The following is a 12,473-nucleotide window of genomic DNA, read 5'->3' as shown; positions in this document are numbered from 1 at the left end:
TTATCCTAAACGCAACATTGAATGCCGCAACAGATACCATTCAATAGGGAAGAAGCTGCACGCGGCGATCTGCCAGTCGGCGGGGAACGTCACGGCGCGTCCGACGGCTTGTCCGATCAGCGTGCCCGCATACCCGCCGACGAACAGCACGAGCACGACGAGCGCGGCCGCCGACCAGCCATCGAGGACCGAACGGGTCCGGCCGGTTCCACCTGCACGCGGCCGTCGAGGGCGCCGGGCCCCGCTTCCCTCACCCTGCCGTGATCGAGACGTGCCGTCGCGGCCAGGGCGGAGGCCGAGGCCGCGCTCCCCGATTCCGGCCCGCGCCCCGGTCGCTGTGCCCCGGCGCAGGAGCAGCACGAGCACTGCCGCGGTGAGGAGAACGGTGACGGCCACACCGAACGGACCGCCGACCCAGGGCAGGCTGCTTCCCGGCAGCGCGGCCGTGGTCCGCGCGACGGCCGCGATCCAGGCGGAGGGAACCCACGCCGACCAGAGCACGACGCCCGCCAGGCCGGGAAACCAGCCCAGGAGCACGCACGCGGCGAGGCCGAGGACCGTTCCGAGCGGAGCCGCCGGTTCTGCGAGCAGGTTGGCCGGCACTCCGTAGAGCGGAAAGGTGGGGCTCAGCAGCACGAGCACGGGCTGGCAGGCGAGCTGGGCGGCGAGCGGAATCGCGATCACGGCCGCGAGCCCGGTCGGAAGCCACCGGGCCAGGGACCTGGTCAGCGGGCCGGCGAGCACGAGAAGACCGCCGGTGGCGAGCACGGAGAGCGCGAACCCGTAGCTTCGGGAGAGCCAGGGGTCCGTCGCGAGCAGCACGACGACGGACAGCGCGAGCAGGGGCAGTCCGCGACCAGGCCTTCCGACGCCCACTCCGATGAGGAGCACCGCCGCCATCACCGCGGCGCGCAGCACGCTCGTTTCCGGGGTCACGAGCACGACGAATCCCACCAGCACCACGAGAGACAGGGTGATCCGCGCGCCACGACCGAGTCGGAGCCGGCCGAGCCGGAACCGACCGCCGAGCAGCATGATGATCGCGATCAGGACCGCGCAATTCGCGCCGCTGACCGCGGTCAGATGACTGAGCGCGCTGGACTTCATCGCCGCGTCGAGGTCGTCGCCGACGGCGCTCGTGTCCCCGATTGCAAGCCCGGGCAACAGCGCTCCCCCGTCTCCCGGCAGCGCCGCGGCCGCGGCGGCGAAGCGCGAGCGCAACGCATCCGCCCAGTCCAGCCACCACGGCGCCGCGGCGACCGGCACCGGTCGCCCGTCGTCGAAGACCAGGAGGGCGGCGGCGTCTCCCGGTTCCGTGGCCACGAGTGTCGCATCCAGGCTCACGGTCGCGCCGATCCGCAGGCCGTCCGCCGCGGCCGCAGCGGCGAACACAAGGACGGGCACGGACAGTCCTTCACGCGCCCCGGGAGTCACCGCCGCTGTCGCAGTCGATGTCGCTGCCCGTGCGGTCACCGTGCGCACCGCGATGAGGGCGCCCCCTGAACCGGATGCGCCCGCTCCCGGCGTATGCACCGCCGGCGGTGTCGGAACCTGTGCCGCCGAAACCCGACAGGGCCGGAGCGCTCGCCGGAACCGAACGGACGACGATCCGGGCCGTGACGGTCGAATGAGTCGCGGCAATGCCTGCGATCTCGGCAGGCAGGCGGTCCGTCGCCGCGACCGCGACGAGCGACGCCAGGAGAGCCGCGGCCGTCACGCAGACCAAGACGGTTGCGGCCAACGACACCCGGGCAGCACGCCATCCGGTCGTGCGCCATCGCGGCGCGCGTCTCCAGACGGGCGGGTCGGACTCCCTGGCGGACTCCCTGTCGGACTCCCTGTCGGACTCCCGGGAGGAAGCCGGGAGGGACGCCGGACGGGAGTGCCCCCTGTGCGCTGCGGAGACCGCGTCCGCGGCGATGGAGATGGCGACGGCGACGGCGATCGCGGCCACGAGCGCCCACAGGAGTGTGGCGACCCGCCCGGCGAACGCCGGGGCACCCGTGAGCCACCAGGCCGTCGCCCAGGCCAGTGCCGCAGGCGCGACCAGCCGCGCATCCGTTCCCGCCGACCCTGCCGGACCTGCCGGACCTGCCCGACCTGCCCGACCTGCCCGACCTGCCCGACCTGCCGCGGACCTCATTCCGTCACGACCTCGCACCGTCACGCCCTCACACCGTCACGAGGTCTTTCAGGGCCTCGAAGGTCTTGTCCCCGATGCCTGTCACGTTCCGCAGGTCTTCGACGGAGGCGAACGGACCGTTGGCGGACCGGTAGTCGACGATGCGCTGCGCCATGGCCGGTCCGATCCGCGGCAGCGCATCCAACTCGGCCGCCGTCGCCCGGTTGAGATTGACCTTCACGGCGGGAAGCCCGGCACCGCCACCCGAACCTGCCCCGCTTCCGCCGGTGCCGCCCGTCCCACCCGCACCGCCCGGCACCGTCTCACCGATCGCGGGCAGGTAGACCTGTTCGCCGTCCGCGAGCGGCCTGGCGAGGTTGGTCCCCGCCGGATCGGCCGCAGCGGTGAATCCCCCTGCCGCAGACACGGCATCGACCACGCGGGCGCCGACCGGCAGTTCGAACAGTCCCGGCCGGAGAACGGCACCGAGCACGTGCACGAGGATGACGGGGGCAGCCGTGGCGGCCGCAGACGGTGCGGCCCGCGAGATACCGGAGCCGGCCGCTCCGGAGGCAGGACCGAACGTGGCCGAGTTCGAACCGGACGAGCCGGACGCCGAGTCCGTGCCTGGGGACGTTGTCGACGTTCCGCGGCCCCCTGCTCCGCTCGCCGCGGGGACGAGTATGTGCTGACCGGCCTGGGGCCCAATCGCCGTGACGATCACCACAATGAGGAGAGCGCCAAGGAGGAGCACGACCGCCGCGCCGAGGCCGATCCGGAGCCGAGCCCGGTTCGGACGGCGGGCGGCGGGCGCGAGCGTGTCGAGCGGCGGGATGCGGCCGCGGAAAGGGTCGGCCCCGTCGGCGGGGGCCCGCCGCTCGACGTGCTCACGGTCGCGATCCAGTCCGGAATCACGGCCGGAATCCATGCCGGAATCGTGGCTGTGTTCTGGCTCTGATTCCCATTCCGGCCAGGTCGATGGCCCTGGAGTCTCCATCCGGGCAGGCTAAGCGCACCACCGGGCGGGGCGCCGCCCGAGGACCGGACCGGTGGACAACCGGCCCGGCCCCGAGCCTGTCGAGGGCCCGCCAGGCGAAATCGGCCGGCCCTCCGAGGAACGCCGGGCTGCTCACGGACCGTCAGCGTTCCTCACGGTTCTTACGCTTGCGGCTGCCCGCCGTCAGGAGCTCAGACGGGCTTGGTGACGATGCTCACGAGCTTCGGCGCCCGGACGATCACGTGGACGATCTCCCGGTCCCCGATCGCACGAATGACCGAAGCGGACGCGCGGGCGAGGCCCTCGAGATCGTCGGCGGCGATCTTCGGCGAGACCTCGAGGCGCTCGCGCACCTTGTTGTCGACCTGCACGATGGCCGTGACGGACTCCTCGACGAGGAGCCGCGGGTCGGCCTTGCGCCACTGGGCGAGAGCGACGCACGGCTCGTAGCCGAGGCGCTGCCACATGTCCTCCGCGGTGTACGGCGCGAACAGGTTGAGCGCCATGGCTGTCGCCTCAGCGGCCTCGCGCACCGCGGCATCCGCCGGGCCTGCGCCCGTGTCGATGACCTTGCGGGTTGCGTTGACGAGTTCCATCAGCCTCGCGACGACGACATTGAACTTGAACGATTCGATCAGGCCGGGTGCGTCGGCGAGGAAGCGGTGCGTGACGCGGCGGAGGGCCGGGTCGCCGGTCTTCCACAGCACGTCGGGAGCGCTCGTGACGTCCTTGGCCACGCGCCAGGCGCGCGCGAGGAACTTGGCTGAGCCGACCGGGGACACGTCGGCCCAGTCGATGTCGTCCTCCGGCGGTCCGGCGAAGGCCATCGTGAGGCGCACGGCGTCGACGCCGAACTGGTCGATCTCCTCGGTGAAGTAGACGAGGTTGCCCTTGCTCTTGGACATCTTCGTGCCGTCGAGGATGACCATGCCCTGGTTGAGCAGTGCGGTGAACGGCTCGGTGAAGGTCACATAGCCGAGGTCAAAGAGCACCTTGGTGATGAACCGGGCGTACAGCAGGTGCAGGATGGCGTGCTCGACACCGCCGACGTACTGGTCGACGGGAGCCCACTTCTCGGCTTCCTTCGGGTCGAACGCCTGGGTGTCGTCGTTCGGGTTCAGGAACCGGAGGAAGTACCAGGAGCTGTCCACGAAGGTGTCCATCGTGTCCGCGTCGCGGCGGGCCGGGGTGCCGTCGATCGGGTTCGGGACGTTGACCCAGTCCGTGGCGCCGCCGAGCGGGGAGGTGCCCTTCGGCTTGAGGTCGAGGCCCTCGGTCGAGGGCAGCAGCACCGGCAGCTGGTCTTCGGGCACGGGGATCTCGGCGCCGTCCTGGCCGTGGATGATCGGGATCGGGGTGCCCCAGTAGCGCTGGCGGGAGATCAGCCAGTCGCGCAGCCGGTAGTTCTTGGCGGACCTGCCGGTGCCGTCCTGGGTGAGCTGTTCGACGATGCGCTTGATCGCGTTGTTCTTGCTGAGCCCGGTGAGTGCTCCGGAGTTGATCAGGCGGCCTTCCCCGGCCAGCGCGACGCCGGTTTCAGCGGGGTCGAGCGGCGCGGGAGTGGTTGGCAGCTCCTCCGTGCCGTCGATCATGCCTGGGGTGATCACGGGCAGGGTACCGGTCAGGGGCGCCGTCGTGTCCACGACGACCCGGACGGGCAGGCCGAACTTCAGGGCGAAGTCGAGGTCGCGCTGGTCGTGCGCGGGGACGGCCATCACGGCGCCGTGGCCGTAGTCCGCGAAGACGTAGTCCGCTGCCCAGATCGGCAGGCGTTCGCCGTTGACCGGGTTGATCGCGTAACGCTCGAGGAAGACGCCGGTCTTGGGCCGGTCGGTGGCCTGGCGCTCGATGTCGGTACTCTTCTGCATCTGCACGAGGTAGTCCTGGAAGCGCTCGCGCACCTCGGGAGTGGAGTCGGCGACGAGCTCGGCTGCGAGGTCAGAGTCCGGGGCCACGACCATGAAGGTCGCGCCGAAGAGCGTGTCCGGGCGGGTCGTGAAGACGCTCACGACCGCCTCTCGGCCCTCGATGGCGAAGTCGACGTCGGCGCCGATGGAGCGGCCGATCCAGTTGCGCTGCATATTGAGCACCTTGGCCGGCCAGGTGCCTTCGAGCTGGTTCAGGTCGTCGAGCAGGCGGTCGGCGTAGTCGGTGATCTTGAAGTACCACTGGGTGAGCTTCTTCTTGACCACGATCGCGCCGCTGCGGTCGCTCGTGCCGTCCGGAAGCACCTGCTCATTCGCGAGCACGGTCTGGTCGATCGGGTCCCAGTTGACCCAGCTGTCCTTGCGGTAGGCGAGGCCCTTCTTGTACAGCTGGAGGAACAGCCACTGGTTCCACTTGTAGTACTCGGGGTCGCTCGTGTGCAGTTCGCGGGACCAGTCGAAGGAGGCAGCGTAGAGCTTCATGCTCTTCTTCTGCTGGGCGATGTTGTCGTAGGTCCAGCCGCGCGGGTCGATGCCGCGCTTGATGGCGGCGTTCTCCGCCGGGAGCCCGAAGGAGTCCCAGCCGATCGGGTGCAGCACGTTGAAGCCCTGCTGGCGCCAGTACCTGGCGACGATGTCGCCGAGCGCGTAGACCTCGGCGTGGCCCATGTGCAGGTCGCCGGAGGGATACGGGAACATGTCGAGCACGTACTTGCGCGGACGGGTGTCGTCGGGGTCGCTCGTGCGGAACGGTTCGAGCTCGTCCCAGATGGGTTGCCACTTCGCCTGGATCGCGGCGAAGTCATAGACGTCCTCGTCGATCTCTACGCCGTATGGGGTGCGGTCGTGCTCGTGTGCCACGGGACTCTCATTCTGGTGATTCGGGCGTGAACGCTTCACGGTCCAAGCTTCTAGGTTACTCAACCCGCGCTGGTAACGAGGTCAGGGTCGCAACCCAGCGCAGCCAGGAGCGCCGCGGCCTTGATCCGGGTCTCCTCAACCTCCTCCGCAGGGACGGAGAGGGCCGTGATTCCGCCGCCGGTTCCGATCGAGGCGCCCGACGGGTCGAGCACGATGCTGCGGATCACCATGGCGAGGTCGACGGCACCGTCCCGGCCGAAGTAGCCGAAGGCACCGGAGTAGATGCCGCGGGGACCGTCCTCGAGGCCGCGGAGCAGGCTGACGGCGCTCCGCTTGGGCACCCCAGTCATCGAACCGGCCGGGAAGCACGATTCGACGGCATCCGTGCCGGTCAGCCCCGCGGCGAGGCGCGCCTCGACGGTGCTCACGAGCTGGTGAACGTGGGCGTAGCTCTCGATGTCGAGGAGGCGTGTGACGGCGACGGTGCCGAGTTCGGCGACCCGGCCGATGTCGTTGCGCATCAGGTCGACGATCATCAGGTTCTCGGCGCGTTCCTTGTCGCTCGAGCCGAGTTCGGCGCGGAGGCCGGCGTCGGTCGCGGGATCCGCGGAGCGCGGCCTGGTGCCCTTGATCGGCGTGGTCGAGAGGCCGCCGTCGGCCCCGATGGCGAGGAACTGTTCGGGAGAGGCGCTCAGCAGGGCGGTGGAACCGAAGTGCAGCAGGCCGCCGTGGTGGCTCGGGCTGCCTGCCCGGAGGCGGTGGTAGGCCAGGACGGGGTGCGGGCGCACGTCGACGGTGATCTCGTTGGTCAGGCAGAGCTGGTAGGCGTCTCCCGCGGCGATGAAGGCCTGGCAGCGTCCGATCAGGTCGGCGTAGCGGGCTGCGTCGTGCCGCCACCGGGCTCGGGGCGGTGATGCCGGGTGCTCGCGCGCGGCATCCGCCGTGGTCACGGCAGTCACTGCGGACGCTGTGCCGACGGCCTGCAGCGGATGCCGCGCCGCACGTGTACTTTCCCGGCGCGCCCGCACGGCGCTCGCCCAGTCCTCCGCGAGCCCGGCCGGCTCCCCCGGCTGCCTGCGGGCGAGCAGGGTGACGGTGCGGTTCTCGTGGTCGAAGGCGAGCATCCGGTCGACCTCGAGCAGAGCGGCATCAGGGTAGCGCGAGGACGGCTGCGGCACGCCGAGGGTCTGCGCGCCGAGCTCGTACCCGAGCCAGCCGACCCAGCCGAGGTGGAAGCCGCCCGGTCGCCGGCTGCCTGGTTCCGGATCGTCTGACTCGTTCGCCTCGTGCGGCTCGTGCGGCTCGTGCGGCTCGTGCGGCTTGGACGCTCCTCCGGGCGTGCCCGCGGGCGCAGCGAGGTCGTCCCGGAGGAAGTCGAAGATCGTGCCGCGGCTCGTGACCGGTGCCGCGAGCGGGTCTCCGGGCACAGTGACCGTCACGGTTCCGTCGGGCACGGAGGCGCTCACGAACCGGGAGCGCTCGGTCGGCCCGGCGAGGTAGCTGAAGCCGGTGCGTGCGCCAGGGCCGGCATCGAGCCAGATGGAGTGTCCGCTCTCGCGGTATAGCGCGTCGAAGGCCTCTGCCGGGTCCCACCAGCCGTCCAGTTCCCAACGTCGGTGGTCGCCCCGGCCGGGACTGCGGCGAGGGCGGGAGATTGCGGACACGCCCCTAGCCTAGGAGCCCGCCGTTTCTTCGCGGCACTGCGGGCGTCCCGGCCCGGTGTCAGGAGTCTTCTGAGCGGGTTATCCACAGGTCTTGTGCGGGGCGTGCGGATGCCGGTGGCATGTCGATGGTCATCCGTAGAGTTCCCGGCATGACAGCTGAAGAACCCTCAGAATCCCCTCTGGAAAGCCCGGTGGACAGCAGTGTGGACAGCACGGCGGAACCCCCGCCCGGGACCCCTCCCGACATCCCTCCCGATAGCTACCTCAAGGCACAGCACCTGAACATCGTGGAACCGTCCCTGGCCGAGGTCTACGACGCGATCCGGGACGCGGACCGCGAAATGAACCGGGCCGCCGCGAAGCGGGCCGACGCGATCTATACCGCCCAGCGGGTGCTGGCCGATGTCGGCCGGGCCCGGGCCGTGTTCGAGGACGTCCTCGTGCCCGCTGCGGAAGTGCTGACCGTGGCAAAACTCGCCGACAGGGCACGGCGGGTGCGGGAACGCACCCACCCGGAAACCATCACCGCAAGGCACCAGAAAAGCGTCGAGGACCGGCACGTGGTCTTCCAGGCCCTCAACGACGGCATGGCCTCCCTGTATGTGACCGGGGACGCCGAGAAAGTGCAGGCCGCCTACCACCGCACCCTCGACGTGGCCCTCACCCTGCAAGGCCCGGACGAAACCCGCACGCTGACGCAGATCGCCGTAGACGTGCTCACCGACGTCCTGATCGGCGGGGTCACCCCGGACGGACTCGGTGCCGGCGTGGCCGCGCAGGTCAACGTCACCGTTCCCGTCCTGACCCTGCTCGGCAAAAGCGAGGAACCCGGGTACCTGGCCGGGTACGGACCCATCGACCCGGAGACCGCGCGGCGGCTCGCCGCGGGTGCGCCGAGCTTCACCCGGCTCCTCACCCACCCCGAGACCGGGGTCGTGCTCTCGATGGGACGCGACACCTACAAGGTCCCGGCAGCGCTCAAGAAATGGCTCGAGGTGCGGGACGAGACCTGCACCTTCCCCGGCTGCCGGCGCTCCGCGAAACGCTCGGACCTGGACCACAGTGTGGAATGGCAGCACGGCGGCGAGACCGACGCGATGAACCTCGCCCACCTGTGCCCGTACCACCACGCGGTCAAGAGCTACACGAGGTGGACGCCGAGACATCTGGGTGATGGTCGGATCGAGTGGACGTCCCCGGCCGGGTACAGCTACATCGTGGAACCCTCCGCCGACATGAGACCACCCCGAAAACCCCAACCGGAGCCCAAACCGCCGACCCCGGTCGTCGACGTCTGGAACCTCGACCCCGAACCCGACGACCCCGACAACCCGACACCCTTCTAACAGAGGCGTTCTACCGGAGGCCTGGGGCGTTCTCCGGGACGCACATGCAGGGCCTGCACGGCCATACCCACAGAGTCAGTCGGGGAGGGTCACCCGGGCGGTGATGAGCTCATCCGGCACCGGGGTATGCGAGATGAGCAGGACTGCTCTGCCGTCCTCTGACGCAGCCTCGAGGATGTCCCGAACGAGACGGTCGCCCTGGGCCTCGTCGACGTTCGCGGTGGGTTCATCGACGACGAGCACGGGGAAGTCCGCCAGGAGTGCCCTGGCGAGGGCGATCCGCTGGGCCTGGCCGCCGGAGACGAGTGCGCCGCGTTCACCGACCCTCGCATCGAGGCCGCCGCGCTGCGCGGTCCAGTCGGCGAGACCGACCCGGTCGAGTACGGCGAGCAGGTCGTCGTCGCTCGCGGTTTCCCGGGCGAAGAGCAGGTTCTGGCGGATGCTGTCGTCGAAGAGCCAGGGTTGCTGCTCGCACAGCCCGACGAAGCGGCGCACGGCGGAGGGCGCGAGGGTGTTCGCCTCGACTCCGTCGAGCGTGTACGAACCGGTGTAGTCGAGGAAACGGACGAGGACCTGCGCGAGCGTGGTCTTGCCGGCCCCGCTCGGGCCTGCGAGGTGCACGCGCTCACCGGGGCCGAGGCGCAGGGTCACGCCGGAGACGCCGGGCTCGGTCGCGCCGGGCCAGAACGCGCCGACGCCGGTCAGTCGCAGCACCGGCTGTGCGGAGACGGCGGATGCGACAGCGGGTGCGACAGCAACCGCCGCGGTATCAGCGTCGCGCTCGATCGGGATCTCCCGTGGGACCGTGGCCGGCACGGCGTCCGCAACGCGTTCCGCACTCGAACGCACCTGGCGCCAGGCGCCGAGGGCGGCGGGCACGACCGCGAAGACCTCGAAGACCGCCATCGGGACGAGCACGATCACGGCGAAGTCGGGGCCGGGCAGGCTGCCACCCAAGAGTCCCCCGAAGCCGGCGAGCAACGCGGCGACGGTCGCGGCGCCGGCGAACAGGGAGAGCACCGCGCCCTGGATGCCGACGCCGACGGACCGGCGCAGGGTCGCCCTGCGCAGCCGGTCGTCCGCAGTGGCCAGCCCGTCGAGACGGGCATCGAGCACGCCGAAGGCCGTGAGGACGTCGATGTTCTCGACCAGTTCGAGTACCCGGTCGGCAAGGTCTCCGCGCAGCGGAGCGAGCTCGCGCTCGGAGCCTGGCGGCGACGGATCCCGAGGCGGCTGTGCCGAGCACTCCGGCGAGCACGAGGCAGACCGCGAGTCCGAGGGCCGCGAGCGGCGAGAGCAGCCAGACGCCCGCGACACTCAGTACCGCGAGCACCCCGGCCGTCGCGAGCGGCTGCACCACACGCAGGGGGAAGTCCTGCAGGTCGTCGACGTCCCGGACGAGCCGAGTGAGCAGGTCGCCGCGGCGGGTGTTCGCGAGCCCGGCGGGGGCGAGCGGGAGGATGCGTTCGAAGACGCCGACGCGGAGGGCGGCGAGCTGGCGGAATGCAGCATCGTGGCTCGTGAGCCGGTCGAGGTAGCGGAACGCGGAACGGCCGAGGGCGAAGGCGCGCACGCCCACGATCGCCACGGACAGGTAGAGGATCGGCGGCTGTTCGGCGGCGCGGGTGATCAGCCAGGCGCTCGTCGCGAGCAGGGCGACGGCCGAGAGGGCGCTCGCGACGCCGGCGGCCAGCCCGGGCAGGAAGCGGCGCGCGGGCGGCTGGGCCAGCCTGAGGATCGCGCGGACCCGGGTGGGGGGCAGGAACTCAGACATGGGCGTCCTTCCCCAGTGACACGACGGATGCCGGGCTTGCGGCCACCGGGACGACAGACAGCACGAGGTCAGCGGCTTCGACGACGGCCGGGCGGTGGCTCACAACGATCACGATCGTTCCGGCCGCCGCGAGCTCTCGAAGTCCCGCGATCAGCCGGCCCTCTGCGGCCTCGTCGAGGGCGGAGCTCGGTTCGTCGAGGACGAGCACCGGGCATCCGTCCGACAGGGTGCGGTAAATGGCCCTCGCCGCGGCAACGCGCTGCGCCTGCCCACCCGAGAGGCCGTCCCCGTTCACGCCGAGGGCGGTCGCCGGCTGCATGTCGGCGCCGCCGGCGAGGTCGAGTGCGCGAGCCACCAGGGCCCGGTCGACGACGGGGGCGCCGAGCGCCACGTTGTCCGCGATGGTCCCCGAGAGCAGTCCCGGCCGTTGGCCCGCCCAGGCGAGCCAGGGTCGTGGCCCACCGGGCACGAGGGTCGTGTCGCCGAGGGTGATCGAGCCGGTGTACGGCACGAAGCCTTGGAGCGCCGCCACGAGTGTCGACTTGCCGGCGCCGCTCGGCCCCGCGATGACCGCGAACCGGCCTGGTGCGACCGTCGCGCTGAATGCGGGGAGAGTCACGTTCGTGCCGCGGCGCACGGTGACCCCATCGAAGCGGAGCAATCCGGCCGGCGTCGTGACCGGTGCGTGCGTAGCCGGCGCGGCGGCATCCGCCGGTTCTGTCGCCGTTCCGACCGCCGTACCGCCCGCCGGACCGCCCGCCGGGCCGCCCTCGATGATCAGGAAGACCTCCTCCGCCGCGGCGAGCCCATCGGCGGCGGCGTGGAACTGGACACCGATCTGGCGCACCGGGAGGAATGCCTCCGGCGCGAGCAGCAGCACGAAGAGCCCCACGCCGAGGCCGAGCGACCCGTCGACGAGCCGCAGGCCGATCGACACCGCCACGAGCGCGACCGAGAGGCTCGCCCCGAGTTCGAGCACGAAGCCGCTCAGGAACGACACCCGGAGCACCTTCATCGTGCGCGCGCGGTAGTCCTCGGTGATGGTGCGCACCCGGTCCGTCTGCCGGCGTTCCCTGCCGAAGATCTTCAGGGTGCCGAGGCCGCCGACGAGGTCGAGAAAGCCGACGCCGAGCCGCTGCAGCGACTCCCACTGCTGCTTCTGCACGGCCTGGGTGGCCTGGCCGATCAGGATCATGAACAGCGGGATGAGTGGAAGCACGATGATCACCGTGATGCCGCTCGGGAGGTCCTGCCAGAGCATCACGAGCACGAGGATCGGCGTGGCGATCCCGGCGAGCAGCAGCTGCGGAAGGTATTTGGCGAAGTAGTTGTCGAGGGCGTCGAGCCCCTGGGTCGCGAGGGTGGACACGCGAGCGCCCTGCTGGCCGGCGAGCCAGTCCGGCCCGTGCTCGGCGACGCGGCGCAGCACCCGGGTGCGCAACTGGCTCTTGACGGATGCCGCGCCGCGGCTCGCCGCGACCTCGAGCAGCCAGACCAGCGCGGCCCGCAGGACCACGACGGCGGCGAGACCACCGACGTACGGTGCGAGCTCCGCCTGGCCGTGGCCGGCCACCGCGAGCGTGATCACCTGGCTGAGCAGCCAGGAGAACGCGATCACGACGAGGGTCTGCGCGAAGCCGAGCACCGCCCCGATGCCCAGGAACCACCGCGCGGCAGAAGCGTAGCGGAGAAGCCGGGGGTCGAGGGGACGCATGTGCTCGTTCTGTTCGATAGCGGTGCCGGACCGCGGGCGTGCCGGTCGCTCGGACCGGCCGTGCCTCGGG

General features: G+C 71.0%; 9 protein-coding genes. 1 reads left to right on the top strand and 8 read right to left on the bottom strand.

From position 1 onward, the window contains the following. The 5 genes from KIV56_RS00915 to KIV56_RS00895 form a co-directional block, all read right to left on the bottom strand. Complete coding sequence (locus KIV56_RS00915) at positions 1 to 1,404, bottom strand: ComEC/Rec2 family competence protein (RefSeq protein ID WP_281534803.1); 1,404 nt, start codon at positions 1,402 to 1,404, stop codon at positions 1 to 3. A gap of 10 nt (positions 1,405 to 1,414) precedes the next feature. Then, the gene (locus KIV56_RS00910; RefSeq protein ID WP_281534802.1) at positions 1,415 to 2,143 is read right to left on the bottom strand and encodes a hypothetical protein; all 729 of its coding nucleotides are present in this window, start codon (positions 2,141 to 2,143) and stop codon (positions 1,415 to 1,417) included. 28 nt (positions 2,144 to 2,171) lie between these two features. After that, positions 2,172 to 3,050 (bottom strand): helix-hairpin-helix domain-containing protein, encoded by an 879-nt coding sequence (locus tag KIV56_RS00905; protein WP_281534801.1) that lies wholly within the window; start codon positions 3,048 to 3,050, stop codon positions 2,172 to 2,174. 260 nt (positions 3,051 to 3,310) lie between these two features. Beyond that, positions 3,311 to 5,905 carry a leucine--tRNA ligase gene (leuS, locus tag KIV56_RS00900; RefSeq protein ID WP_281534800.1) on the bottom strand — a complete coding sequence of 865 codons (2,595 nt, stop codon included), beginning with the start codon at positions 5,903 to 5,905 and terminating at the stop codon, positions 3,311 to 3,313. A 59-nt stretch (positions 5,906 to 5,964) separates the two neighbouring features. Next, complete coding sequence (locus tag KIV56_RS00895) at positions 5,965 to 7,569, bottom strand: anthranilate synthase component I family protein (RefSeq protein WP_281534799.1); 1,605 nt, start codon at positions 7,567 to 7,569, stop codon at positions 5,965 to 5,967. A gap of 191 nt (positions 7,570 to 7,760) precedes the next feature. Here KIV56_RS00895 and KIV56_RS00890 point away from each other — a divergent pair, with 191 nt between their 5' ends. Next, positions 7,761 to 8,915 carry an HNH endonuclease signature motif containing protein gene (locus KIV56_RS00890; protein ID WP_281534798.1) on the top strand — a complete coding sequence of 385 codons (1,155 nt, stop codon included), beginning with the start codon at positions 7,761 to 7,763 and terminating at the stop codon, positions 8,913 to 8,915. A gap of 75 nt (positions 8,916 to 8,990) precedes the next feature. Here the strand turns inward: KIV56_RS00890 and KIV56_RS19355 are convergent, their stop codons facing one another. The 3 genes from KIV56_RS19355 to cydD form a co-directional block, all read right to left on the bottom strand. Further along, on the bottom strand, positions 8,991 to 9,536 hold the full coding sequence (locus tag KIV56_RS19355) for an ATP-binding cassette domain-containing protein (protein WP_348648585.1): 546 nt from the start codon (positions 9,534 to 9,536) through the stop codon (positions 8,991 to 8,993). A 148-nt stretch (positions 9,537 to 9,684) separates the two neighbouring features. Next, positions 9,685 to 10,689 (bottom strand): ABC transporter transmembrane domain-containing protein, encoded by a 1,005-nt coding sequence (locus KIV56_RS19350; RefSeq protein ID WP_348648447.1) that lies wholly within the window; start codon positions 10,687 to 10,689, stop codon positions 9,685 to 9,687. Beyond that, positions 10,682 to 12,403: a thiol reductant ABC exporter subunit CydD gene (gene cydD, locus KIV56_RS00880; RefSeq protein WP_281534797.1), complete on the bottom strand. Its 1,722-nt coding sequence runs from the start codon at positions 12,401 to 12,403 to the stop codon at positions 10,682 to 10,684. Before cydD ends, KIV56_RS19350 begins: the two co-directional genes overlap by 8 nt. Positions 12,404 to 12,473: the final 70 nt, after the last annotated feature.

The sequence above is a fragment of the Cryobacterium breve genome (assembly GCF_027594785.1).
Lineage (GTDB): Bacteria > Actinomycetota > Actinomycetes > Actinomycetales > Microbacteriaceae > Cryobacterium > Cryobacterium breve_A.
Note: the sequence above shows the minus strand (reverse complement) of the source record. Positions and strands in the feature narration are given on the sequence as shown.

Coding starts and splice junctions, on each gene's coding strand:
- KIV56_RS00910 (WP_281534802.1), bottom strand. CDS start 2,143: ATGAGGTCCGCGGCAGGTCGGGCAGGTCGGGCAGGTCGGGCAGGTCGG.
- KIV56_RS00905 (WP_281534801.1), bottom strand. CDS start 3,050: ATGGATTCCGGCCGTGATTCCGGACTGGATCGCGACCGTGAGCACGTC.
- KIV56_RS19350 (WP_348648447.1), bottom strand. CDS start 10,689: ATGTCTGAGTTCCTGCCCCCCACCCGGGTCCGCGCGATCCTCAGGCTG.
- cydD (WP_281534797.1), bottom strand. CDS start 12,403: ATGCGTCCCCTCGACCCCCGGCTTCTCCGCTACGCTTCTGCCGCGCGG.